Consider the following 24695-nt stretch of genomic DNA (forward strand, 5'->3'; position numbering starts at 1 on the left):
GAATTATGCCTTGAAGCTACAGTTGCTGTAGGGACTATCTTCTGCTGAACTCATCGAATCCCGAGGTCAGTTCATGCCATCCGACAATCACAAGCACGATCACGCACAGGATCACGCACAGGATCACGATCACGATCACAATCATGATCAAGATCACAAGCACGATCACGCCGGCCATTCACATGCTCAGGCCCACAGCCACGATCATGGCGGCGGCGCCTGCTGCGGCAGCCAGGCGGCAAGCAGCGTCGTCCCGGCGCCGCCGCCCTCCTCCGCGGCGGGAAGAAGCTTTCAGGTTTCCGGTCTCGATTGCGTCGAGGAAGTGGCGATCCTGAACAAGGTCGTCGGCCCGAAGATCGGCGGTGCCGAGCATCTGGCCTTCGATGTCATCAATGGTCGCATGACCATTCTCGACAGCGCCGACACGATTTCGGATGACGAAGTGACCAAGCTGGTTGCAAGCACCGGGATGAGCGCGAGGCCCTGGAGTTCCGAGAACGCGGCCGAGGATCAGGCCGCGCACCTGAAGCGGCAGAAATTCTTCACCGCGCTTTCGGGCGGGTTCTGGGCTCTGGGATTCATCTGGCATGGCGTGGAATCCGGCACTGCGGGTCTGGTGCGAATCTTTTCGGACCACGGCGAGACACCGATGCCGCTGATCGAGATCGGCGCTTTTTTCCTGGCCATCGTCTTCGGCGCATGGCTGGTCGCGCCCAAGGCCTGGTCCTCGGCCCGGCGGATGTCACCGGACATGAATTTGCTGATGATCGTCGCGGTTTCCGGCGCGATCCTTCTGGGCGCCTATTTCGAGGCGGCGACGGTGGCCTTCTTCTTCTCGCTCTCTCTCTACCTGGAAAGCTGGAGCGTGGGGCGCGCGCGCAACGCGGTCTCGGCGCTTCTGGATCTTGCGCCGCCGACGGCGCGGGTGATCCGCGATGACGGGACCGAGGCCGATGTCCCTGCGGCCCAGGTGGCCGTGGGCGACCGCTTCGTGGTGCGCGGCGGCGACCGCATTCCCCTGGACGGCGAGGTGACCGAGGGCGTGGGCGCGGTCAACCAGGCACCGATCACGGGCGAAAGCGCGCTGGTGCCGAAGGAACCGGGCGAGGATGTCTATGCCGGCACCATCAATGGCGAGGGCACGCTGACGGTTCGGGCGACCAAGGCCGCCAGCGACACGGTCCTGGCCAAGATCATACGCATGGTCGGCGACGCCCATGCGCGCCGCGCACCGGTCGAGCAGTGGGTGGCCAAGTTCGCCCGCATCTACACCCCCATCGTGATGGTGCTGGCGATCCTGATCGCGGCCGTGCCGACGCTGGTCTTCGGCGGGGCCTGGGACTACTGGTTCTACAACGCGCTCGTCCTGCTGGTGATCGCATGCCCCTGCGCGCTGGTCATCTCGACCCCGGTTTCCATCGTCGCCTCGCTGACCTCTGCCGCGCGTGCCGGGGTTCTGATCAAGGGCGGCGCCTATGTCGAGGCGCCGGGCCGCACCACGGCCCTGGCGATGGACAAGACCGGAACCATTACCATGGGCGAACCCGAGGTGGCGGCGGTTCATCCGCTGGGCGGCGCCTCGGCGCGTGACCTGATGTCGGTGGCGGCGGGACTTGAAGCACGGTCCTCGCACCCGCTGGCCCGCGCCATCCTTGCCCGTGCCGAAGCCGACAGCATCGCGGTCTCTGCCGCCGATGATACGCGGACGGTGCCGGGGCGCGGCCTCGAAGGGCGGTCGGGCGGTCGTTCCGTCTGGCTCGGCTCGGATCGCTTCGCCAAGGAAAAAGGCTTCGACGGCATCATTCCCAAGGAATTGCGCGACCGGATCGAAGGCGCGGGCAGCACGCTTGTGGCTGTCGGAGACGAGGCCGGGGTCACCGGCGTCCTTGAACTGCGCGACCGCATCCGGCCGGACGCGAAGGGCATCGTCGCGCGGCTTCATGCACAGGGCGTGAAGACCATCGTCATGCTGACCGGCGACAACGAACGGACCGCGCGTGCGGTCGCGGCGGAAGTCGGCATCGACGAGGTCCGCGCCGAGCTTCTGCCCGAAGACAAGGTCACGGCCATCGAAGAACTGGTCGCCCGGCACGACATGGTCGCCATGATCGGCGACGGGGTGAACGATGCGCCGGCCATGGCACGGGCCAATTATGCCATCGCCATGGGCGCGGTCGGTTCGGACGCGGCGATCGAGACGGCGGACATCGCCCTGATGACCGACGATATCGGCCGGGTGCCGTGGCTGATCGGCCATTCGCGCCGCACCATGGGGATCATCCGCCAGAACATCGGCATCTCGCTTGCGACCAAGGCGCTTTTCGTCGGGTTGACCGTGCTTGGCATGGCCTCGATGTGGGGCGCGATCGCCGCCGATGTCGGTGTCTCGCTGGTGGTCGTCGCCAACGCGCTGAGACTGCTGAACGGGCACCGGACCGACGCCAGGCCTTCGGGCGGAAAACCCGCCGCCAGGCCGGTTTCCGACGGCGTTCTTGCCCCCGGACATTGAACCGGCGGGCCCGCCCCGCTTGCCTTGGAAGGCAACCGGAACCGAACACGAGGAGCGTCGCGTCATGACGAATTTCAAACTTCCACGACGCGCGCTTGTGGTTTCGGGACTGGTTGCCTTCCTGTCCGCCTGCGCCAGCAAGTTCCGCAGCTATAGCGGGCCCGAAGTGACGCGGCTGCGAATGTACAAGGCGCAGCGGCTGCTTTTCCTCGATGGCAAGGAGCGGGTATTGAAGACCTATCCGATCGGGCTGGGCTTCGCACCCGAGGGACACAAGCAGTTCGAGGGTGACGGGCGGACACCCGAGGGATCCTATATCATAGACCGCAGAAATCCCGAGAGCCTGTTCCACCTGTCGATCGGGATTTCCTATCCCAACGAGGCCGACATCGCCTTTGCCGAGGCGCGCGGGCGGTCTCCGGGCGGGGACATCTTCATTCATGGCGGCCCGCGTCCCGGCATCGATCCGGAGAATGTGCGCGACTGGACCGCCGGCTGCATCTCGGTCACCGATGCCCAGATCGAGGAAATCTATGCCATGGTGAAGAATGGCACGCCCATCGACATCTACGCCTGAGCCCGACCGCTCAGCCATGGCGCCGCGAACAGCAGCGCCACACCGCTTACCACGAACACGTCGGCAAGGTTGAAGGCGGGCCAATGCGCCGCGCCGATATAGACATCCAGAAAATCCGTCACAGCCCGATGGCGCAGGCGATCGACGATATTGCCGGCGGCGCCGCCGATGATCGTGCCATAGGCCAGCGCCTCGACCCGGCTGGGGGTTCGCACCATCAGAACCGCCAGCCAGACGCAGACGGCAAGCGCCACCGCGACCAGGCTCCACCACGGCGCGCCGCCAAGCAGACCGAAGGTCACGCCGTCATTGCGAAGAAAAACAAGGTTGAAGCCGGGAAAGACGGCGACGCCAGAACTGAGCGCGACTGCCTTGGCGACGACAAGCGCCTTGGTCGCCTGATCGGCTGTCAGCGCCAAAAGCGCCGCGGCGATTCCGATCGTCAGTGATTTCTTGTTTTTTTCCATAATCTTATCCTGACCAGATGTCCAGAAACGGCCTCAGATCGAAACCGGCGGACAGACCCGTTGCCACCCTGTTCTGACGGCTGCCGCAAAGCGATCGGTCGGCAAGGCTTCCGATCAAGCCGGGCCCGTTCGGAGAAGGGTATTCCATGATCGTGTTTGTCCCGGATTGCCCGTTCAGCCTTTCGAAAACCCCGTGAAGACCTTCGACGGTCCGTGGTTTCGGACCCGAAGGACACCACCAGCCTGACGGCCCTCTAGCCGACCGGCGCCCTTTGAACCATAGGGCATTTCCCGACCGTCGAGGCCGGGCGCGCCAGGGTGCCCGCGAGTGCCCGGCGCCGCGACCGGACGCCCGACAGCATGGCCGCGGCCCGATTCCCGGTTCGACTTGTCGCATAAAGCCTCTGGTGGCTGGAGGTTCAAGCACGGCTGTTGCGACAACACGTCACGCGCGCCCGCTAGCCGGCACTTGCAAATCCGTCGCTCGAAACCTACAACTACTTTACCTTTTACGGAGGCGATGATGCTGACGATCGGCAGTCTGGCGAAAAAGACCGGCACCAAGGTGCAGACCATCCGGTATTACGAACAGATCGGGCTGATGCCGGAACCGGGCCGGACCGGGGGCGGGCAGCGGCGCTATGGCGATGCCGAACTCGACCGCCTGTCCTTCATCCGCCACTCGCGGCAGCTCGGCTTTCCGCTGGACGTGATCCGCGAGCTGCTGGATCTCAGCGACCATCCCGACAAATCCTGCGACGAGGCGGATGCGATCGCGCGCCGTCAGCTGAAACAGGTCGAACAGCGCCTTGCGCGCCTGAAGGCGCTTCGCACCGAACTGAAGCGGATGGTTCACGAATGCAGCGGCGGGCGCACCGCCGACTGCCGGGTGCTTGAGGTGCTGCGCGACCACACCGAATGTCTCACCCAGCACGACCAGATGGGCGCCTGACAGGCCCGCTGCCGGTCAGCGCCGGGCCCGGATTCGAACGCTGATCCTCCTGATGCACCCCCATTCATGGCAGTCATCTGCGAATGGTCACGAAGATGTCGCACTGCCCGACTAGAACACGGGCGAACAACATCGATGGAGACCGAGATGCGTGGATCGATATGGGCAGTCGCGTCAATCCTTGGCGCCAGCGTCGCAAATGCGCAGAACCTGCCGCAGGCGTCGTCGCCCTGGTATCAGCAGGCCCAGGAGGCGCTGCAAGAACGGCTTGCCAACCAGCCCAACACCAAGCGTGCGAAAAACGTCATCCTGTTCGTGGCCGACGGCAACGGTGTCGGCACGAACTATGCCTCGCGGCTCTTTGCCGGTCAGCAGCAGGGCGGGCTGGGCGACGATTATGTCCAGCCGTTCGAGGCTTTTCCCAATGTCGCCCTGATCAAGACCTATTCGACAAACGGGCAGACCCCGGATTCCGCCCCCACGGCAAGCGCGATGAACAGCGGCATCAAGACGAAAAACGATCTGATCAACGTCACTGAAAACGTCGCCGTCAGCGACTGCGCGGCCGGACTTGAGAACGGCGTCCGCACCTTTGCCGAAATCGCCGCCGAACAAGGCAAGTCCGTTGGCGTCGTCTCGACGGCGCGCATCACCCATGCCACGCCGGCGGCGGTCTATGCGCGCACCGCCAACCGCGACTGGGAAGACAATTCCGACATTCCCGAAGGCTGCGCCCAGCCCGATATCGCGGTTCAGCTTCTTGACCAGATGAAGAACGGCGTCGTCGATGTCGCCATGGGCGGCGGTCGCAGGCATTTCCTTCCCCAGGACGCAACCGATGCCGAGGGTCAGCCGGGCCGCCGCACCGACGGGCGCGATCTTGTCCAGGAGGCGCGGGACGCCGGCGCCCAGGTGGTGTTCGCAAGCGACGATTTCGCCGCGCTCCAGGCCAGCGGCAATGCGCCGATCCTCGGGCTGTTCGAATCCAGCCACATGCAATACGAGGCCGATCGCAGCGGCGAGCCCTCGCTTGCCGAAATGACCGCGACCACGATCAACGCGCTGTCCGCGAACGACCAGGGCTTTTACATGATGGTCGAGGCCGGCCGGGTCGATCACGCCAACCACGGCGGCAATCTCTATCGCACGGTGACGGACGGCAAGGCCTTCGCCGATGCGGTCGCCAGCGCCATCGAACTGACAAATCCCGAAGACACGCTCATCATCGTCACCGCCGACCACGAACACGCCATCGCCTTCAACGGCTATTGCGGCCGCGGCTCCTCGATCACCGGCCTTTGCAGGCAGATCGACGAGGCCGGCACCGAGGCGCTGGCCGAACCGGCACTGGGCGATGATGGCAAGCCCTATACCGTCGCCGGATATCTCAATGGTCCGGGCTCGGTCATGCAGGAACAGGCCGACGGCACCTGGTCAGGATCCCGGCCCGAGGTTTCGGCGGACGAGGCCGAGGGACGCGACTACATGCAGCAGGCGCTGCTGCCGACAAGTTCCGAAACCCATTCCGGCGAAGACGTGGCGCTGTTCGCGCGCGGTCCCTGGGCGCATCTGTTCGGCGGCGTGATGGAGCAGAACGAGATCTTTTCGGTGATGAACTACGCGATCAAAGGACAGTAGCCGCGGCGGTCGCGCAAGCGCGTCAAACCGGACGACTTCGACGGCGGCGCCCCGAAAACGGGCGCCGCCTTCCCTTCGGCCGGGCGCATCCGGCTGTGCGGCAGGACCGGCGAACCACGCGCCAAGCCGGAACCCGTTCCGGGCCCGTAGCGTTCCCCGAACCATAACGTCGCATGGGGACAGGAAAATTGGCCGAGACGATCGACGAAAAGAACGAACAGCAGCGCCGTGTGTTGTGGATCGTTCTGCTGCTCAACCTCGCCATCGCAATCGGATTCTTCGTCACCGGCGCGATCGGGGATTCTAGCGGTCTTATCGCCAACGGGCTGGACAACACCTCCGACACGGTCGTCTACGCCATCAGCCTGTTCGCGGTGTCACGCGCCGGCAAATGGAAGCGGGCGGCCGCCAACGTTTCGGGCGGAATGCTGCTGCTGTTCGCGGTCGGCGTCCTCGTCGATGCCGTCCGGCGCTATTACGCCGGGTCCGAACCGCTGGGCGGGCTGATGATCGCGATGTCGGTGATTGCGGCCGTGGTCAACGTGATCTGTGTCTGGCTTTTATCACGGCTGAAGGAACCCGACGTCAATGTGCGGGCCGCGAACACCTTCAGCTGGAACGATTTTGCCGCAAATGGCGGCATCCTTCTTGCCGGAGGACTGGTCTGGTGGCTGGGTGACAACTGGCCCGATCTGGCCGTCGGCGTCGGCATCGCCGGGGTGTTCCTGTGGGGCGGCGTGAAGATCCTGCGCGATGCCCATGGCGAGCATCACAAGGCAGTGCATGGAGACGAAGGATGAACGCCGCCTGGGCCTATACCCTGATTCCCGCCGCCGTCACGCTGCTGGCGGCGGTCATCGCGGTCAACCTGCGGCCCGGGGCGGTCCTTGTCAGCGCCATCCAGCACTTTGCCGCAGGCGTGGTCTTTGCCGCCGCCGCCGGTGAAATCATGCCGGATATCGCCCATAGCGGGTCTCCGTTCGTGACGATCATCGGTGGATTCGCGGGCATCGCGGTCATGCTGGGGATCCGTCAGCTGGAACGGGTCATCAAGGGGCCGGCCGGTTTCCTGACACTGGTCGGGGTGGATCTTCTGATCGACGGGCTGGTTCTGGGGATCGCCTTCGCGGCAGGCGGGCAGGCCGGAATATTGCTGACGATCGCATTGAGCGTCGAGATTCTGTTCCTGGGGCTGGCCATTGTCACGGAATTGTCAAAGACGACGCAATCGCGGATCAGAATCATCCTGACCGTCGTGGCCCTGCTGGTGTTTCTGCCCTTGGGCGCGCTGGTCGCGACACCGATTGCCGGGCTTCCGGACCAGTATATTACTGCCTTTCTCAGCTTCGGCCTGATCGCGCTGCTTTACCTCGTGACCGAGGAATTGCTGGCCGAGGCCCATGAAATACCCGACCGGCCCTGGGTCGCGGCGATGTTCTTCGTCGGCTTCCTGCTGCTGCTGGCGCTTGAGGAAGTGATGTGATGAACCGTCCCGCCAGAAGATGGATCCATCATGCCGCATGATCACGCCCACCCGCATATCGACCCCGATTCAGGCGATCGTCGGGTATCGATCGCGATCTGGGCCAATGGGATCCTGACCGTCGCGCAGATCGTCGGCGGCATTCTTTCGGGCAGTCTCGCGCTGATTGCAGACGCGCTGCACAATTTCTCGGACATGGCGTCGCTGGTGATCGCATTCGCGGCCCGCAAGATCGCCCGCCGGCCGGCCGATGCCAGCATGACCTTCGGCTATGGCCGGATCGAGATCGTGGCGGCCCTGATCAATTACACGACGCTGATCCTGATCGGATTCTACCTCATCTACGAAGGCGGGATGCGGATGATCGACCCCCCGCAGGTGCAGGGCTGGACGGTCGTCATCCTGGGGGGCATCGCGCTGGTGATCGACACCCTGACGGCGATGCTGACCTATTCGATGATGAAGGGCAGCGTGAACATCCGCGCGCTTTTCCTGCACAACCTTTCGGACGCGGCAGCTTCGGTCGCGGTCGTCGTCGGCGGCACGCTGATCATCCTCTACGACATGCGGTGGGTCGATCCGGCCATCACCATCGGCATCGCGCTTTATATCCTCTATCTGGCCTTCACCGAAATCGGCGGCCCGGCACGGACGCTGATGCTGGGCAGCCCGCCCGACATCGACAACGAGGCGGTCGTCAGGGCGATGCGCGACGTCGATGGCGTTGCGGACCTGCATCACGTCCATCTGTGGCAGATGCAGGAACACGAGGTCGCGCTGGACTGCCACGTCGTCCTGACCGCCCAGGGATGGGACGAAAGCGAAGGCATCAAGTCCGCGATCAAGGACCGGCTGAGACAGGATTTCGGCATCACCCATTCCAGTCTGGAGTTCGAGCACGAGGACCGCGCCCACGATGACGCCGATCTCTACGGACACCACAATGCTGACGACAAGGGCAAGCCCCATGGTCACGGAAACGCCGACAGCGCATGAGGCGCATCATCGGCGTGACCTGCGAAGCCTAGACACGATGGCTCAACACCGTGAGGGTCCGCAGCCTGTCCGCATCAAGCCGTTCGGCCGGTCCGGTCCGGGGCCGAGTTTGCGCCCGGCCACCACCGGCGGCAGCCCGCCGCCATGATGCGGCAATGGGTCGCGGCGCTTGCTCCGGCGACGTGGCATTGCTAACGCTTGGGCAGCAGTGATCCAACAAACTGAAAAGGCCGCCCGATGTTTTCGCGTCTCGCTTTCATCGCATCCATGACCCTGACGCTGGCCGCCTGCGAGGGCACCGGCCTGCCCGGCTCGGGCAGTCAGCAGGAACCCGCGGCCCAGGGTCACAAGGGGCCGCCCGATGTCTCGCCGCTGGAGACGCCGATCGAGACGGGCGGTGGCAAGACACCGGTCGCGACCGTCAACCCCGAGACCTACAACACCGCCGCCTTCAGCGCCCGCGGAAACGAGCCGTTCTGGGCCGTGGATGCAGCGGGCTCGACCGCGATCTACCGGACGCCCGACAACCAGAAGGGCCGCGCCGTGCGGGTGAACCGGATCGCCTTCGCCGAAGGCGTGGAGTATATCGGCGTGCTGGGCGGACGGCCCTTCGTGCTGACGGTACGCGGCGATGATTGTCGTGACGACATGTCCGGCCAGCGTTTTCCGATGACCGCGGCCCTTACCGTCTCGGGCCGCACCAACCGCGGCTGCGCGGGGCCCGCATCGGCCGAGGTCGCCCAGGCCGTCGCGGCCGTCAAGGCCCCGGCCCCGGCGGCGCCGAAAGCCGCCCGTGCCGCGGCCCCCAAACCGGCTTCGACCAAGCCTGCACCCAGGCCCGCCGCCGCCTCAGCAACTCCGGCCGCAAGCGAAGGCACGGGCGAGATGCCGCCCGCGCCGGACGCCTCGGCCGGATCAGAGGCGGGCGGCGGCACCGGCAGCAGCGGCGTTCCCGCCCCCGCGCTGCGGCTTCCCTCGACGCCGCCCAGCGTTTCGGGCGACGCATCGACCGACACCCCGACCCGGTGAGTGACCTGCGACGGCCCGCGACCTGCGACCCGGAAGCCGCACCCGGTCCGCGATCTGCCGCTGGCGGGATGCAATCGAGCCGCGGCATCGTTATGATCGCCCGAATCCGAATGGGAGGAGCTGACCCGATGCGCCGATCTCCGCTTGTCCGCCGCCTTCTGGTGACGACGCTGCCTGTCGCGATGGTGCTGGGATCGGTCAGTTCGACTGCCGTGGCCGAACCGCTGCTGGGCCGCACCTTGTCCACCTATGGCCTGCCCGGCGGCATCGACACGCCAACCGCCGAGGTGATGCCGGACGGCTCGCTCAGCGCCGCCATCTCGTGGTCGGATTTCGGACGGCGCGCCAATGTCGGCTTTCAGGTCCTGCCCGGCCTGACCACGGTTCTGCGCTATTCCCGGGTGAACGGGGTCAGCGACTACCGAAACGAGGACTTCATCTCGGACCGGTCGCTGGATATGCGCTATCAGATTCTGGGCGAACAGGGATGGCGCCCCGCCGTCGCCGTGGGACTTCAGGATTTTCTGGGCACCGGCGTCTATTCGGGCGAATACATCGTCGCCACCAAAAGCGTGACGCCGAAGGTTCGCGTTTCGGCCGGCCTTGGCTGGGGGACGCTGGCGGGAAAGCCGCGCCTTTTCGACGACAGCGGCCAAGGCGGCACACTGAACGCCGATGAATGGTTCTCGGGCGGGGCGAAACCCTTCGGCTCGGTCAGCTGGCAGGTCAATGACCGCCTGTCGCTGGTGGCGGAATATTCCAACGACACCTATATCGCCCGTCGCGGCAACGGCGTGGTCTATCAGCAGGGCAACAAGGATCCCGGCAGCAAGCTGAACCTTGGCGCCTATTACCGCTGGGGCGAGGCCTATCAGGCCGGTCTTTACACGATTGGCGGCAACACGGTCGGGGCGCAATTCTCGATGGTGCTGAACCCGCGCCAGTCGCCTTATCCGTCCGGGCTGGAAAAGGCCCCGGCCCCGGTCCGCCCGCGCCCCGCGCCTGCCGCCGATCCCGAAGGCTGGTCTGGCATCTGGTCGCAGGATCCGTCGGCCCAGCCGGCGATCCAGAAGGCGCTTGGCGATGCCATGGCCGATGAGGGCCAGATCCTCGAAGCCATGGCCCTGACCGCGAACCGGGCCGAGGTGCGCCTGCGCAACCAGCGCTATATCAGCCAGGCCGAGGCCATCGGCCGCACCGCCCGTCTGATGACCCGCGCTCTGCCGCCCTCGGTCGAGACCTTCGTGATCACCTCGACCGCCGAGGGCGTGCCGACATCCTCGGTCACGCTGCATCGCACCGATATCGAGCGGCTGGAAAACACCCAAGCCGGCCAGATCGCCGCCGCCTCGGTGCTCGGCGATGCCGGACGGCCCGCCGGTCTGGTCTATTCGGACAATGTCTATCCGCGCTTTCGCTGGTCGCTGTCGCCCTATCTGGAACTGGGCGTCTTCGATGCCCAGGACGGGCTGACCTATGAAGTCGGCGGCCAGGCGCGGGCCAGCTACGAGATCTCGCCCGGCCTGATCCTGACCGGCGCGCTGCGCCAGCGTGTCTTCGGCAATATCGACCAGCGGGGTCCGGGTATTCGGGGCAATCGCGGCGAATATTACACGCCCGAGGAATACGAGGCCCGGCCCGAACTTGAAACGGTTGATGGGGTGCCGCGCGTGCGGTCGGATACGCGGATGTATACCGGCAATTCCAGCCCCGTGATCCCCGAACTGACGCTGGCCTATTACGCGAAGGCCACACCCAACATCTATACCCGCGTCACCGCCGGCCTGCTGGAACGGGCCTATGGTGGCGTCTCGGCCGAGGTGCTGTGGAAACCCGCCGATTCCAACCTGGGCATCGGGGCCGAGGTGAACCGGGTCCGCAAACGCGATTTCGATCAGCTTTTCAGCTTCCGCGACTACGAGGTCACGACGGGACGCGTTTCGGTCTATTACGAAGTCACGCAAGGCTTTGCGAAGGGTTTCACCGCCCAACTCGATCTTGGCAAGTATCTGGCGGGCGACAAGGGCGCGACCGTCAGCGTGACGCGCGAATTCGCGAATGGCTGGCGGATCGGTGCCTTCGCGACCAAGACCGACCTGTCGGCCGAGCAATTCGGCGAGGGCAGCTTCGACAAGGGCATCAGCCTGTCGATCCCGATCACCTGGGCCACCGGACAGCCGACGCGCGACCGCGCCTCGACCACCCTGCGGTCGCTGTCGCGCGATGGCGGGGCGCGGGTGGACGTGTCAGGCCGCCTCTATGACCGCGTCCGCGACGCGCAGGACGCCAAACTCTATGACGGCTGGGGGAGGTTCTGGCGATGAAGACCGCAGGCACGATCATCCTTGCCGCCCTGGCGCTGACGACCTTGTCGGGTTGCGGCAACGGCACGGCCGACGAACAGGACAACGGCATCTTCGGCGCGCTGTCGCAATCCGCCCGGCAGGCCATCGCCGCGCGGGACACGGCCCGGCAAGAGCCGGCCGCACCGCCGAAATCCCCCGCCGAGGCCGCGGCCGAGGCGCTGCAGGTCAATCCCGCGCCGCTGATCCAGGCGGGTTTTGAATCGCTGGGCCGCAACCAGGTGATGGCGATGACCGGCCAGAACGGTGCCATGCGAACCTACATGACGCCCACGGAAGAGGCGCTGATCCTGCGCGGCGGAATGTTGGTGGGCACCCGTGGCCTGGGCAACGATCTGTCCGTGGCGGAACCGCAGACCGAGGCGCTGATCCGCGCCGGCGCGTCAGGCAGTGGCACGCGCGTGATGCGCTATTTCACGGGCGATGGCCTGGAACGGCCGCTGCAATTTGCCTGCACCACCGAGCCCGGCCCCAAGTCCGGCGTGACCCTGGAAAACTGCGACGGTCACGGCGTCAGTTTCCAGAACAGCTACATTTCACAAGGCGGCCAGATCGTCGTGTCGCGCCAATGGATCGGCCCGGCCCTGGGCTACGTGACGATCCAGACGCTGCGCCCCTGATCCGCCATCAGGCCGGCCATCCGGACCGGTCGCCAGCGCGGGCCGCATCTGTTCGACGCCGATCATGGCCAGCCATGCCGCACCGATTGGCAAGCCCGCTTTCAGAGCCCGTTTGCCGGCGGAGGATATGACATCGCAGGCGACGCGTCGATGGCGGACGGCAGGCCGTGGCGCCACCCGCAAGGTCGAAGAACACAAAACGAAAGGGGGGCTGGCACGAATGCCAGCCCCCCGTTGAAACAGACCGGGACGTGCCCGATCCGCTTCGAAATCAGCTGTCGTCGTTGTTGGAAGCGACGGCGGCGATCACGCCCAGCAGCAGCAGGGCGGGGACAACCAGGCCAGCGTTCGAGGAAGCCGGCTTCTCTTCCACGACGACGGGTTCGACGTCGACGACAGGTGCGACATAGCCACCGGCCAGAGCCGAGGAAGCGGTCAGGCCGAGGGCGGCAGCGAAAGTAGCGAATTTGGTCATGATCATGCTCCGTTTCGTTTGAAGGCTGCCGTCTCCGGCAACATCGATGCGACAGTTACACAATCCAGAACTCTTGAAAAGCAGCATCAATTCAAAATCTCCGAGGGGTTGTCTCTACTGTTGCATAATCGCCAACACCGCGCCGCCGCGATCGGTTCCTGCCCCTGCCCCGCCTCGCCGCAAGTGTTGCAAAGCTGCACTAGCCACGACGAAATACCTGCGACAAAACGAAAAATGTCGCCGCCGCAACGACGATCGACGGACCCGCCGGCGTATCCAGCCGCAAAGAGAACCACAGCCCCGCCGCAACCGCGCCGGCCGCGATCAGGGCGGCCGCCGCAGCCATTGCCTCGGGCGTGCGCGACAATCCGCGCGCCGCCGCCGCCGGCACGATCAACATGGCTGAAATCAGCAGCGATCCGACCACGCGAATCGACAGCGCGACCACCACCGCCAGGCTGATGGACAGCACAAGCCTTTCGATTCGCGGATCGATTCCCGCGGCCATTGCCAGTTCCTCGTTCAGCGTCGCCGTCACCAGTCGCTGCCACCGCCAGACCAGCAACGCCAGAACCAGCGCCGCGCCGCCCCAGATCAGCGCCAGATCAGGGCGGCCCACCGTCAGGATATCGCCAAACAGGAAACTGGTCAGGTCGGTCCGTGCAGATGGCACGAAACTGACGCCGACCAGCCCGACCGCCAGCGCCGAATGGGCCAGCACGCCCAGCATCGTGTCCATCGCCTGTCCCCGGCTCACCAGCGCCGAAACCGTCACGGCCATCGCCATCGCCGTCGCCAGCGTGCCCAGATAGATCGAGACACCGAAGGCCAGGCTGATTGCCACGCCCAGGATGGCCGCGTGGGCCGTGGCGTCTCCGAAATAGGCCATTCGGCGCCAGACCACGAAACTGCCCAGAGGCCCGGCCACAACCGCCAGCCCCAATCCGGCCAGCAGCCCGCGGATGAAGAAATCGTCAAGCATCCGGGCTGGCGCCGCGCGGGTGGTGATGCGCCTGATCCACGGCATGATCATGGTCGTGATCGTGATCATGGCGATACAGCGCCAGCATGCCTTCCGCGCCGCCCCCGAACAGGGCGCGATATTCCGGCGCGCTGCTGACCTGCCGGGACGAGCCCTCGCAGCAGACATGGCCGTTCAGGCAAATGACCCGGTCCGACGACCGCATCACGACCAGAAGGTCATGACTGACCAGCAGCACCGCCGCGCCGGTCTGACGCCGCACCTCGTCGATCAGCTTGTAGAAGGCCACAAGGCCAGGCTGGTCCAGCCCCTGCGTTGGCTCGTCGAGAACCAGCAGATGCGGATCGTGCAGCAGCGCGCTGGCCAGCAGGACACGCTGGAACTGCCCGCCCGAAAGCTGGCTCAGCGGACGGCGCTCCAGCCCCTCGACCCCGGTCCGCGCCAGGATGGCCGAGGCAGCGGCCGCATCGACACGCCGGGGCAGCGACAGGAAGCGACGGACATTCATCGGCATCGCGGTGTCGAGTTGCACCCGCTGCGGGACATAGCCGATCCGCAATCCGGCCTGCCGAACCACCTGCCCACCCGCCAGTGGCATATGCCCCAGCAATGCCCGCACCAGCGTCGATTTGCCCGATCCGTTCGGCCCGACCACCGTCACGACCTCGCCCGGATCGATGCGGAAATCGACATGCGACAGGACCGGCTCTTTCGTGCCGGGGCGCCAGATGGTCAGGTCGCGCGCCTCGATCAACGCGCTCATAGGGCGATCCTGTCGGTTGCGCAGGCCGGGCAAAGTCCCACGGCCTCGATCGTCGCGCGCTCGATGGCAAAGCCGGTCTTGCCGGCCAGATCGGCCAGGGCATCGCGGACCTGCGTGGCCGGGAACTCGGCCAGCCTGTCGCACTGGCGGCAGATGAAAAAGGCAGCAGGATGATCATGGCCCGGATGCAGGCAAGCCGCGAAGGCGTTCAGCCGTTGCAGGCGGTGGGCCAGGCCGTGCCGGACCAGGAATTCCAGCGCGCGATAGGCCACGGGCGGCTGGTGCCCGAACCCGGCACCGGCCAGCCGCTGCAAGATGTCATAGGCACCCATCGCGCGGTGCGATTCCAGCAGGATCTCCAGCGTGCGCCGCCGGACCGGAGTCAGCCGCCCGCCCCCGGCGGCGACACGCGCCTCGGCCGCGTCCAGCGCGCGGGCGGCGCAGGCCTGGTGGTCATGTGGCACAAAGGCGGTCGCCGGAACCTGATTGCTCATGTTATCTTATCACAAATTTATTTGACTTGTTACCTTGTAACATTGCATGAGGAGGGCCCGCAACTCGTTCGACGGTGTCACCTATGCGCTTTTCGGTTCTCATTGCGATCCTGATCGGCTTTGCCAGCCCTGCCTTGGCTGCATCGACAAGAATCGTCGCCGATACGCCTGTGACAGCCTCGCTTGTCCGGCAGGTCGCGGGCGATCTGGCAGAAATTCCGGTTCTGCTCCCAGCCGGATCCGATCCGCACAGCTATCAGTTGCGACCCTCGGATGCACGCGCCTTGCAGCAAGCCGACCTCTTGATCTGGGTCGGACCGGTTCTGACGCCCTGGCTGGATCGCGCCGCCGAATCGTTGAGCGCGGAGAGCCGCAATCTAGAGCTTGCCGCGCTGCCGGGTGTCCAGACCCGTGGCTACGGCAACGACGGCAACGATGGCAAGACCGATCCGCATCTATGGCTGGATCCCGACAATGCCGGTCTGTGGCTGGCTGCGATCGCCGAGGCCCTGGCCAGCCACGACGCAGGCAATGCGTCGCGCTATCGAAGCAATGCCCGAAGCGCGCAGCAGAGGATTGCCGCACTGGATCGGCAGATTGCGGCGGAACTGGCCCCCCTTTCGGGCAAGGCCTTTGTCGTCTTTCATGATGCCTATGGCTATTTCACCCGTCACTACGGCCTGAGTCCGGCGCTTGCCGTGACGCTGGGCGATGCCAGCGACCCTTCGGCCGCGCGGTTGCGAGATATCCGCAACCAGATCGCCGCAACCAACGCGATCTGCGCCTTCTCCGAATATGGACAGGATCCGCGTCGGATCGGGACAGTGATCGATGGCACCAATGCCCGGATCGCCGGAGAGTTTGACCTGCTGGGCCGGACGATGCCGCAAGGCCCCGATCTTTACTCGGACATCCTGAAAGGCATGGCCGACAACCTGATCGGCTGCCTGGGCAAAAGCTGACGCGGGGCACTTTATCGCGCAGAAGGATAATTCCGACTCTTTTACTTTGACATACCAGAGACATTTTGTCAGGATCTTAGGGAAGCATCACCCAGATCCAGGAGGCCAAGATGACCGCCATTCGTCCCGCCGATTTCACCCCGGCCAGCCCGCACCCCCTGTCCCGTCTGCCGCAGCATGATGCGACGCAGTTGACACGGGGCGGGAACCAGGCGCTGATCATCCTCGATGATCAAATCTATCAACTGCGGATCACGCGCGCGGGAAAGCTGATCCTGACGAAATGATCCACCCGGTCGGCATTCCCCCGGCGCCCGCCAGCGCCGGGCACGAGGTTCGGCCGAGATTGCGCCTGCGGTCGATGGGCGGACCTTCACGGTTTGCGCGGTTTCCCCGATGGCCGGCCGCCGCCGCCCGGCTTGCCCTTGAACGGCTTTGATCCGCCAAGCGGACGCCCGCCCTTGGCGCCGGGTTTTGCGCCCTGCGGCCTTGGCCCGGATTTCGCAAAGCTCCGCCGCGCGCCCTGCCCTTCGGCCGGCTTCGCCGCAAAGCCGCGGCGCGGACGGTCGCGGCCTTCCTCGCCTGTGCCATGTCCGGCGCGGTCATCCCCGGACATGGCGTTCTTCGGCGTCCTGTCGGCCGGCTTCCTGTCCCAGGGTTTGCCATCCTGCGAGAAGCGACCCTTGCCAGGCTTGCCGGCAAAACTGCGGCGCGGTCGGTCACCCTGATCGCCTTCCGTGCGAGGGCCGCGCGGACGGCCATCCTTGGTCCCGGGACTGCCCCCCCGCGAGGGACGATCCCCGGCGGATTTGTCGTCCGGGCCGCGCGCCGCACGATCGGCGAAAGCCGCATGGCCGCCCCGCCCTTCCGGTTTGCCGCGCGGACCACGCGGTCCCGTGCCATCCTCGCGGCGCGGCCGGTCCGGGCCGGCGCTGCGAAACGTCCGGCCCTCGGGCCGATCGCCCGACCGATCATCCGGCCTGCCACGCAGGGGGCGGTCGCCCGCGGCGCCACGCGGGCGCATCTCGCGGTCCTTCTCCTCGACCTCGCCGGTCAGCAACCCGCCCAGTTGATCGCGCAGCACCTTGCGCCTGACCTCGGACACCTGGTTTTTTTCCAGTCCCGCCAGCTTGAACGGGCCATAGCCGACGCGGATCAACCGGTTCACCTGCAAGCCGACATGGGTCATCGCGCGACGGATCTCGCGGTTCCGGCCTTCGCGGATGCCGACGGTCAGCCAGGCATTCGCCCCCTGCTGACTGTCCAGCCGAATCTCCATCGGCGCGAAATCCTCGCCATCGATGGTCGCGCCCCGTCGCAGGAGCGCGAAGGTCAGGTCGCTGGGATTGCCGTTCACCCGCACCCGGTAGCGGCGCAGCCAGCCGGTCGAGGGCAGTTCCAGCCGCCGCTTCAATTCGCCGTCATTGGTCAGCAGCAAAAGCCCTTCGGAGGTCAGATCCAGCCGCCCGATGCTCATCACCCGCGGCAGATCGCGGGGCAGCGCATCGAACACGGTCTGCCGGCCTTTTTCGTCCGAATCCGACGTGACCAGTCCGACCGGCTTGTAGTAGAGCCACAGCCGCGTATCCTGTTTCTCGTCCAGCTTCCGGCCATCGACCACGATCAGGTCCGTGGGCAGGACATCCAGGGCCGGGCTGTCGATCTTTTGCCCGTTGACCGTCACCCGGCCCTCGCGGATCATCCGTTCGGCTTCGCGGCGGCTGGCAAGGCCGGCACGGGCGATCACCTTGGCGATGCGGTCGGCATCCGCCGGTTTGCCGGGATTTTCGGGATTGTCGGTCATGGCGATCTCTCCTGCGCATCGCTGCGGTGGCAAAAGGGGCGTTCTAGGCTTTCCGGCACCGCATGGAAAGCCTTGTCTTGCCCGCTTGCGCGGCAATCGCGGCCTTGCGACAAGCGGGCATGGCGAAGTTCACATCGCATATGGCGCAGGCCCTGGCAGAGGCGCGCGCGGCCGCGGGACGGGGCGAGGTGCCGGTGGGCGCGGTGATCCTGTCGCCGCAGGGCCGCGTCGTCGCCGCCGCAGGCAACCGGACGCGCGAATTGTCCGATCCGACCGCCCATGCCGAGATTCTGGCCCTGCGCGCGGCCTGCGCGAAGGCGGGAACAGAGCGTCTGCCGGGCCATGTCCTGTGGGTCACGCTGGAACCCTGCCCGATGTGCGCCGCCGCCATCGCCGCCGCGCGGATCGCCACGCTGTTCTATGGCGCGGACGACCCTCGCATGGGCGGCGTGGCGCATGGGGCGCGGGTCTTCGATCATCCCCAGTGCCATCATCGGCCCCAGATCTACGACGGAATCGGCGCCCAGGCCGCGCAACGCCTGTTGCGCGACTTCTTCGCCGCGCGGCGCTGAGATCGGGGGACGGGCCGGGCGAAGCCCGCCCCGGTCGCTGCCGCTGGGCCGGGCGCGCCGCTGCGCGAACGGCGCCCTTCGCGCCCCTACCAATCCCCCGTCGCTTGCGCTAGGAACCGGGCCGAACACCCGGCCCGCGCGGCCCGCGCCTCTCAACGGATGATCCGACATGAAATTCACCCTGTCCTGGCTCAAGGAGCATCTCGACACCGACGCCTCGCTGACCGACATCACCGAGGCGCTGACCGATCTGGGCCTCGAGGTGGAAGATGTCAGCGATCCGGCCGCCCGGCTGGACCGCTTCACGCTGGCCAGGGTCGTTTCGGCCGAGCAGCACCCCGACGCCGACCGGCTGCGGGTCTGCCGCGTGATGACCGACGAGGGCGAGAAACAGATTGTCTGCGGCGCGCCGAATGCCCGCGCGGGTATCACCGTGGTGCTGGCCAAGCCCGGTGATTATGTGCCCGGCATCGACGTGACGCTGGGCGTCGGCAAGATCCGCGGCGTCGAAAGCCACGGCATGATGGCGTCCGAGCGGGAACTGGAATTGTCGGACGAACATGAGGGCATCATCGAACTGCCCTCGGGAGAGGTCGGAGAGAAATTCACCGACTGGCTGGCGGCCCATGCGCCCGAGAAGATCGACCCGGTGATCCATGTCAAGATCACTCCGAACCGGCCCGACGCGCTTGGGGTCCATGGCATCGCCCGCGATCTTTCGGCGCGCGGTCTGGGTCGGCTGAAACCGCTGCCCGAGGCCAGGGTAACGGGCAGTTTCCCCTGCCCGATCAAGGTCACGATCGCGGACGACGCAGCCGCAAAAGCCCCGTTCTTCAGTGGCCGCGTCGTGCGCGGCGTCAAAAACGGACCCTCGCCGGCCTGGCTGCAAAAGCGGCTGCGCGCCATCGGGCTGCGACCGATCAACGCCCTGGTCGATATCACCAATTTCCTTACCTACGACCTGAACCGTCCGCTTCACGTCTTCGATGCGGCCAAGGTTCGGGGCGATCTGATCCTGCGCGCGGCGCGCGGGGACGAGAAAATCGTTGCCCTGGACGACAAGACCTATGCGCTGCCCGCCGGTGCCGTCGTGATCTGTGACCAGACCGGCCCGGAAAGCATCGCCGGCGTGATGGGCGGGGCCGCTTCCGGCGCCGGAGAATTCACGACCGAGGTCTTCATCGAGGCGGCCTATTTCGATCCGATCAGCACCGCCGCCACCGGCCGGGCGCTGAAGATCAATTCCGATGCACGCTATCGCTTTGAACGTGGAATCGACCCGAATTTTACGCTTCATGGCCTTGAACTAGCAACGAAAATGGTCATTGATCTCTGCGGCGGCGAAGCCTCGGAAATCGTCACCGCCGGCACCCTGCCCGATACCGGCCGCGCCTATCGGCTGGACCCGGCCCGCACCAGCAGCCTCGTTGGCCTCGACATTCCGGAAGCCAAGCAGCGGGCGACGTTGGAGGCGCTTGGATTTCGCCTGTCGGGCGATCTGGCCCATGTCCCCTCGTGGCGGCCCGACGTGCTGGGCGAGGCCGATCTGGTCGAAGAAATCGCCCGCATCGCCAGCCTGACCGGACTGCAGGGCAAGCCGTTGCCGCGTCCGCAGCCGGGGGTTCCAAAGCCGATCCTGACGCCGCTGCAGGTCCGCGAAAGGACTGCGCGTCGACAGGCGGCGGCGCTTGGCTATAACGAATGCGTCACCTATTCCTTCATCGACCAGGACGCGGCGCTGCTTTTCGGCGGCGGCGGCGATTCGGTCCGGGTCGAAAACCCGATCAGCAGCGAGATGACGCATCTGCGTCCCGATCTGCTGCCCGGTCTTCTTGCGGCAGCGGCGCGCAACCAGGCGCGCGGCCTGACCGATATGGCGCTTTTCGAGATCGGTCCCGTTTTCGCGGGCGGCGAGCCGGGCGAACAGGCGATCCGGCTGTCGGGCCTGCTGGTCGGCGCCACGGCTCCGCGCGATCCTTTCGGCAGCCATCGCAAGGTGGATCTGTATGACGCCAAGGCCGATGCCGAGGCGGTGCTGACGGCCATTGGCGCGCCCGCGAAGGCGCAGATCAATCGCAAGCTGGACGGCTGGTGGCATCCGGGCCGCGCTGGCAATATCGCGCTTGGCCCCAACATGCTGGCCACGTTCGGCGAGATTCACCCCAGGGTGATGCGCCGGATGCAGCTGAAGGGTCCGGCGGTCGGCTTTACCGTCAGCATCGCGAACATTCCCTTCCCGAAGCAGAAATCGTCTGCCCGTCCCACGCTGCAAATGTCGGAATTGCAGGCGGTCGAACGCGATTTCGCCTTCGTCGTCGATCCGCAGGTCGAGGCGCTGACGCTGGTCAATGCGGCGCAGGGCGCGGACAAGACGCTGATCGACCGCGTGACGGTGTTCGACCAGTTCACCGGGCTTGACGATGGCCGCAAGTCCATCGCCATCACCGCACGCCTGCAACCGCGCGACAAGACCCTGACAGACGCCGAGATCGAGGCAGTCTGCCAGAAGATCATCGACAAGGTCACGAAAGCGACCGGGGGTGCCCTGCGCGGCTGACCACTGGCCTTTCCGCGTCAAACGCATCCGCCCGAAGGGGGGCCGGCCATGTCGCTGGAACCGGCCCGTGGCGCCCGGTGACAGGTTCGCGTGCGGCCGATCCGATATGTCCTGGAGGCGTTGGAGCGGGTGATGGGAATCGAACCCACGTATTCAGCTTGGAAGGCTGCTGCTCTACCATTGAGCTACACCCGCGACTGGTCCGGGTATAGAAGCCATCGCCACCGGGTTCAAGCGCTTCGGCGCAACGCATCCAGAATGCAGCCGGCCAGGGAAGATCGCAAGGCGGTTTGCCTTCGTTAATAAAATCTTAACCGGAATTCATTCGCAAAAATGGCTGGGTCGCCCGATACCGGAAGGGCTAAGACAGCAAGTGAAGGAGTTCTGATGTTTACGACAACCCCTATCGGACGGTATCAGCTTTCGCTGCTCGCGGCCAGTTCGGGTGCCCCGGCGGCCCAGATCGGGTCGAATCAGCTAAGCCTGTTCCTGCGTCCGATCACCACGGCCGGCGAAACCGCCATCGAATCCGTGCCTGACAAGGTCGAGGTTCAACCCGAAAAGACCGGTTTCAGCGAATGGCTGGCGCGCGCGAACGAATATCGCGGTGCCGCGAATGGCGGAAACAGCGACTCGGGCGTCATTTCCTACGGCAGCCGGACCGCCAATGAGGCGGCTGGAAATTCGGCCGGTTCGGACAATGATGCCGTCGTGACCGAGGGCAAGGGCGACAAGAAGGCCAAGGACAAGGCCGATGATGTCGATACCAAGAAAGACCACGGCAAAGCCAGTGATACCAATGCCGGCAACGACCAAGCCTCGTCAGCCGGTGGTTCCGGCTCGGGCGATCCTTTCGGCAAATGGCTGAAAAAGCTGTTCGGATGATCCGCAACGTCGGCTTGAAAGGACGGGGCCTGCTGTTCTGCGGCAGGCCCTGATCTTTTGCGACGGCTCGCTGGCGTCAGGACGTCGAATCGCGCAGCGCGGCGACGCCCGGCAGATCCTTTCCCTCCATCCATTCCAGAAAGGCCCCGCCTGCCGTCGAGATGAAGGTGAAATCGCCGGCCACGCCTGCCTTGTTCAGCGCCGCCACCGTGTCTCCGCCCCCCGCGACCGAGATCAGGCCGGCCTCGCGCGTCAGGCGCGCAGCCTCTTGCGCGGCGGCAGTGGTGGCGCCGTCGAAAGGCGCGATCTCGAACGCGCCCAGCGGACCGTTCCAGATCAGCGTGCGGCACAGTCCCATCGCGTCCGACAGGGCTGCCACCGTCTGCGGCCCGGCATCGAGGATCATCGCGTCGGGCGGACATTGATCGACCGGAAGCACCTCGGATTCCGCGCCGGCCTTGAATTCTTGCGCGACCACGATGTCTTTCGGCAAATACAGCCGGCAGCCCTTCTGGTCGGCCTTTTCCATGATCTCGCGGGCGGTATCGGCCATGTCCCGCTCGGCCAGCGACTTGCCGACCTCGACGCCCTTCGCCACCAGGAAGGTATTGGCCATGCCCCCGCCGATAACCAGGTGATCAACCTTGTCGATCAGGTTGGACAGCAGATCCAGCTTGGTCGAGACCTTGGCCCCGCCAACGACCGCCATCACCGGGCGTTCGGGATGGCCAAGCGCCGCATCCAGGGCCTTCATCTCGGATTCCATCAGGCGCCCGGCACCGGCGGGCAGCAGCCGCGCCAGCCCCTCGGTCGAGGCATGGGCGCGATGCGAGGCCGAAAAGGCGTCGTTGATATAGGCCCCGCCAAGCGCGCCCATCGAGGCCGCGAAGGTCGGGTCGTTCGTCTCCTCGCCCTCGTGAAAACGGGTGTTTTCCAGCAAGGCCACATCGCCGGGATTCAGCGCGGAGACGGCGCGCTTGGCCGGCCCGCCGATGCAGTCCTCGGCGAAGACGACGCCTTGGCCAAGCGCCTGTTCCAGCGCCGGGACGATCTGTTTCAGGCTCATCGACTCGACGCGACGGCCCTTGGGACGGTCGAAATGGGCCAGCAGGACCGGAATGCCGCCCCTGGCCTGGATGTCCTTGACGGTCGGCACGATCTTCTCGATCCGGGTGGCATCGGTGACGCGGCCCTCTGCGACCGGCACGTTCAGATCAACGCGGGTCAGCACGATCTTTCCCTCCAGATCCATGTCGTCGATGGTGTGGAAATCTGCCATGGCGCGTCCTTTCGATCTCTGCCGTCGCCGAGGCTTGTCCCGCAGGACGAAGCGCGCGTCAACTGCGCCGGTCGGCTGACGGCAGCGTGATCCCGCCGTCACGGGCTTGCGCGTTGCCCTTGTGCCGCGAAAGCCCTAGATCACGGGTGAACCTGTGGAAAGGAGGCCCGTATGGCCGAGATCAAGGATCCCGAGAACACCGTCATCATCGCGCTGAAGGACGGCCCGGTCGTGGTCGAACTTCTGCCCGACGTGGCGCCCAGACATGCCGAGCGGATGAAAGAGCTGGCCCGCGCGGGCAAATACGACAATGTCGCCTTTCACCGGGTGATCGACGGTTTCATGGCTCAGACCGGCGACGTGGAACACGCCAATATGGAACAGGATTACAATCCCGGCCGCGCGGGCACGGGTGGGTCGGACCTGCCCGACCTGCCGGCCGAATTCTCGAAGCTGCCGCATGACCGTGGAACGCTGGGCGCGGCGCGATCGCAGAATCCGAACAGCGCCAACAGCCAGTTCTTCATCAATTTCGGCGACAATCATTTCCTGAACGGCCAGTATACCGTCTATGGCCGCGTGATCGAGGGGATGGAGCACGTGGACAAGATCGCCCGCGGCGAACCGCCCGCAAGTCCCGACCGGATGATCTCGGTCAAGGTGGCTGCCGATGCGTAGCCTGATCCTGATCCCCGCCCTCGCGCTCATGGCCGGTGCGGCCCTCGCCCAGGAGGCTCCGAAAGCCGAGGATGGCCCCGGCCCGAACATGGTGATCGAAGTGGCCGCCGCCGACGGCACGCCCAAGGGTACGATCACCCTGGACCTGTTTGCCGACAAGGCCCCGAACCATGTCGCCCGCCTGGTCGAACTGACGAAAGAGGGCGCCTATGACGGCGTCGTCTTCCATCGCGTCATCGACGGGTTCATGGCCCAGACCGGCGACGTGGAATATGGCCAGCGCGATGGCGAGACCGCGATGGCGGGCACCGGTGGCTCGGACAAGCCCGACCTTCAGGCCGAGTTCAACGATGTCTCGTTTCAGGCCGGCACGGTCGGCATGGCCCGCGCGCAGGATCCCGACAGCGCCAACAGCCAGTTCTTCATCGACCTTGCGCCCGCGACCTTTCTGGATGGGGAATATACGGTCGTGGGTCAGCTGATCGAGGGATGGGACGTGCTGAATTCGATCAAGAAGGGCGACGCCGACGCCAATGGCGCGGTCGAAAATCCCGATTACATGGCCAAGGTGACCATCGCCGAGTGATCGGCGGCAGAATTCCGGATGCAG

The 24695-nt window shown here is 65.6% G+C and carries 24 protein-coding genes and 1 tRNA gene; 17 read left to right on the forward strand and 8 right to left on the reverse strand.

Annotated elements, in window-relative coordinates; all coding sequences use genetic code 11:
• The first annotated feature begins 73 nt into the window (after nucleotides 1-73).
• Nucleotides 74-2509, forward strand: coding sequence for a heavy metal translocating P-type ATPase (locus AC13CR_RS10655; RefSeq protein ID WP_482900823.1), 2436 nt, complete (start codon nucleotides 74-76; stop codon nucleotides 2507-2509).
• A gap of 64 nt (nucleotides 2510-2573) precedes the next feature.
• On the forward strand, nucleotides 2574-3086 hold the full coding sequence (locus AC13CR_RS10660; RefSeq protein ID WP_292956859.1) for a L,D-transpeptidase family protein: 513 nt from the start codon (nucleotides 2574-2576) through the stop codon (nucleotides 3084-3086).
• Here the strand turns inward: AC13CR_RS10660 and lspA are convergent.
• Complete coding sequence (gene lspA / locus AC13CR_RS10665; protein ID WP_482900824.1) at nucleotides 3077-3553, reverse strand: signal peptidase II; 477 nt, start codon at nucleotides 3551-3553, stop codon at nucleotides 3077-3079. The genes AC13CR_RS10660 and lspA overlap by 10 nt on opposite strands.
• Nucleotides 3554-4076: 523 nt before the next feature.
• Between lspA and AC13CR_RS10670 the strand changes: the two genes are divergently transcribed.
• From AC13CR_RS10670 to AC13CR_RS10705, 8 genes are all read left to right on the forward strand, one after another.
• A complete protein-coding gene (locus AC13CR_RS10670; protein WP_292957053.1) occupies nucleotides 4077-4505 on the forward strand; it encodes a MerR family transcriptional regulator in 429 nt (142 codons plus the stop codon).
• Nucleotides 4506-4652: 147 nt separating this feature from the next.
• On the forward strand, nucleotides 4653-6143 hold the full coding sequence (locus tag AC13CR_RS10675; RefSeq protein WP_292956853.1) for an alkaline phosphatase: 1491 nt from the start codon (nucleotides 4653-4655) through the stop codon (nucleotides 6141-6143).
• Nucleotides 6144-6331: 188 nt separating this feature from the next.
• Complete coding sequence (locus AC13CR_RS10680) at nucleotides 6332-6943, forward strand: cation efflux transmembrane domain-containing protein (protein WP_414692173.1); 612 nt, start codon at nucleotides 6332-6334, stop codon at nucleotides 6941-6943.
• Nucleotides 6940-7626 carry a ZIP family metal transporter gene (locus tag AC13CR_RS10685; RefSeq protein WP_446232107.1) on the forward strand — a complete coding sequence of 229 codons (687 nt, stop codon included), beginning with the start codon at nucleotides 6940-6942 and terminating at the stop codon, nucleotides 7624-7626. Before AC13CR_RS10680 ends, AC13CR_RS10685 begins: the two co-directional genes overlap by 4 nt.
• A 30-nt stretch (nucleotides 7627-7656) precedes the next feature.
• Nucleotides 7657-8622: a cation diffusion facilitator family transporter gene (locus AC13CR_RS10690; RefSeq protein ID WP_292956844.1), complete on the forward strand. Its 966-nt coding sequence runs from the start codon at nucleotides 7657-7659 to the stop codon at nucleotides 8620-8622.
• A gap of 237 nt (nucleotides 8623-8859) precedes the next feature.
• Nucleotides 8860-9651, forward strand: coding sequence for a hypothetical protein (locus AC13CR_RS10695; protein ID WP_482900825.1), 792 nt, complete (start codon nucleotides 8860-8862; stop codon nucleotides 9649-9651).
• A 128-nt stretch (nucleotides 9652-9779) separates the two neighbouring features.
• The gene (locus AC13CR_RS10700; RefSeq protein ID WP_446236581.1) at nucleotides 9780-11975 is read left to right on the forward strand and encodes a YjbH domain-containing protein; all 2196 of its coding nucleotides are present in this window, start codon (nucleotides 9780-9782) and stop codon (nucleotides 11973-11975) included.
• Entirely contained in the window at nucleotides 11972-12634 is a 663-nt protein-coding gene (locus AC13CR_RS10705) for a YjbF family lipoprotein (protein ID WP_292954777.1), read from the forward strand. Before AC13CR_RS10700 ends, AC13CR_RS10705 begins: the two co-directional genes overlap by 4 nt.
• Nucleotides 12635-12905: 271 nt before the next feature.
• Here the strand turns inward: AC13CR_RS10705 and AC13CR_RS10710 are convergent, their stop codons facing one another.
• From AC13CR_RS10710 to AC13CR_RS10725, 4 genes are all read right to left on the reverse strand, one after another.
• Nucleotides 12906-13109 (reverse strand): hypothetical protein, encoded by a 204-nt coding sequence (locus tag AC13CR_RS10710; RefSeq protein ID WP_414692156.1) that lies wholly within the window; start codon nucleotides 13107-13109, stop codon nucleotides 12906-12908.
• A 199-nt stretch (nucleotides 13110-13308) separates the two neighbouring features.
• Nucleotides 13309-14091 carry a metal ABC transporter permease gene (locus tag AC13CR_RS10715; protein WP_292954783.1) on the reverse strand — a complete coding sequence of 261 codons (783 nt, stop codon included), beginning with the start codon at nucleotides 14089-14091 and terminating at the stop codon, nucleotides 13309-13311.
• The gene (locus tag AC13CR_RS10720; RefSeq protein WP_446233796.1) at nucleotides 14084-14854 is read right to left on the reverse strand and encodes a metal ABC transporter ATP-binding protein; all 771 of its coding nucleotides are present in this window, start codon (nucleotides 14852-14854) and stop codon (nucleotides 14084-14086) included. Before AC13CR_RS10720 ends, AC13CR_RS10715 begins: the two co-directional genes overlap by 8 nt.
• A complete protein-coding gene (locus AC13CR_RS10725) occupies nucleotides 14851-15348 on the reverse strand; it encodes a Fur family transcriptional regulator (RefSeq protein ID WP_292954789.1) in 498 nt (165 codons plus the stop codon). Before AC13CR_RS10725 ends, AC13CR_RS10720 begins: the two co-directional genes overlap by 4 nt.
• A gap of 83 nt (nucleotides 15349-15431) precedes the next feature.
• Here AC13CR_RS10725 and AC13CR_RS10730 point away from each other — a divergent pair, with 83 nt between their 5' ends.
• Both AC13CR_RS10730 and hemP read left to right on the forward strand, forming a co-directional pair.
• A complete protein-coding gene (locus AC13CR_RS10730; protein WP_446232132.1) occupies nucleotides 15432-16310 on the forward strand; it encodes a zinc ABC transporter substrate-binding protein in 879 nt (292 codons plus the stop codon).
• A 110-nt stretch (nucleotides 16311-16420) separates the two neighbouring features.
• Nucleotides 16421-16597 (forward strand): hemin uptake protein HemP, encoded by a 177-nt coding sequence (hemP, locus tag AC13CR_RS10735; protein WP_292954795.1) that lies wholly within the window; start codon nucleotides 16421-16423, stop codon nucleotides 16595-16597.
• 86 nt (nucleotides 16598-16683) lie between these two features.
• Here the strand turns inward: hemP and AC13CR_RS10740 are convergent, their stop codons facing one another.
• The gene (locus AC13CR_RS10740; protein ID WP_293014475.1) at nucleotides 16684-18114 is read right to left on the reverse strand and encodes a pseudouridine synthase; all 1431 of its coding nucleotides are present in this window, start codon (nucleotides 18112-18114) and stop codon (nucleotides 16684-16686) included.
• Nucleotides 18115-18233: 119 nt separating this feature from the next.
• Here AC13CR_RS10740 and AC13CR_RS10745 point away from each other — a divergent pair, with 119 nt between their 5' ends.
• Entirely contained in the window at nucleotides 18234-18686 is a 453-nt protein-coding gene (locus AC13CR_RS10745) for a nucleoside deaminase (protein WP_292954801.1), read from the forward strand.
• 169 nt (nucleotides 18687-18855) lie between these two features.
• On the forward strand, nucleotides 18856-21243 hold the full coding sequence (pheT, locus tag AC13CR_RS10750; RefSeq protein WP_292954804.1) for a phenylalanine--tRNA ligase subunit beta: 2388 nt from the start codon (nucleotides 18856-18858) through the stop codon (nucleotides 21241-21243).
• Nucleotides 21244-21364: 121 nt separating this feature from the next.
• On the opposite strand, the gene AC13CR_RS10755 is transcribed toward pheT, so the two are convergent.
• Nucleotides 21365-21438: transfer RNA gene (locus tag AC13CR_RS10755), tRNA-Gly, on the reverse strand.
• A gap of 192 nt (nucleotides 21439-21630) precedes the next feature.
• Here AC13CR_RS10755 and AC13CR_RS10760 point away from each other — a divergent pair.
• Entirely contained in the window at nucleotides 21631-22128 is a 498-nt protein-coding gene (locus AC13CR_RS10760) for a hypothetical protein (RefSeq protein ID WP_292954807.1), read from the forward strand.
• A 76-nt stretch (nucleotides 22129-22204) separates the two neighbouring features.
• Here the strand turns inward: AC13CR_RS10760 and AC13CR_RS10765 are convergent, their stop codons facing one another.
• Entirely contained in the window at nucleotides 22205-23407 is a 1203-nt protein-coding gene (locus AC13CR_RS10765) for a phosphoglycerate kinase (protein WP_293014473.1), read from the reverse strand.
• A gap of 171 nt (nucleotides 23408-23578) precedes the next feature.
• Here AC13CR_RS10765 and AC13CR_RS10770 point away from each other — a divergent pair, with 171 nt between their 5' ends.
• A complete protein-coding gene (locus AC13CR_RS10770; protein WP_292954812.1) occupies nucleotides 23579-24085 on the forward strand; it encodes a peptidylprolyl isomerase in 507 nt (168 codons plus the stop codon).
• A complete protein-coding gene (locus AC13CR_RS10775) occupies nucleotides 24078-24671 on the forward strand; it encodes a peptidylprolyl isomerase (protein ID WP_292978129.1) in 594 nt (197 codons plus the stop codon). Before AC13CR_RS10770 ends, AC13CR_RS10775 begins: the two co-directional genes overlap by 8 nt.
• Nucleotides 24672-24695: the final 24 nt, after the last annotated feature.

It is taken from the genome of Paracoccus sp. L-17 (assembly GCF_056857655.1).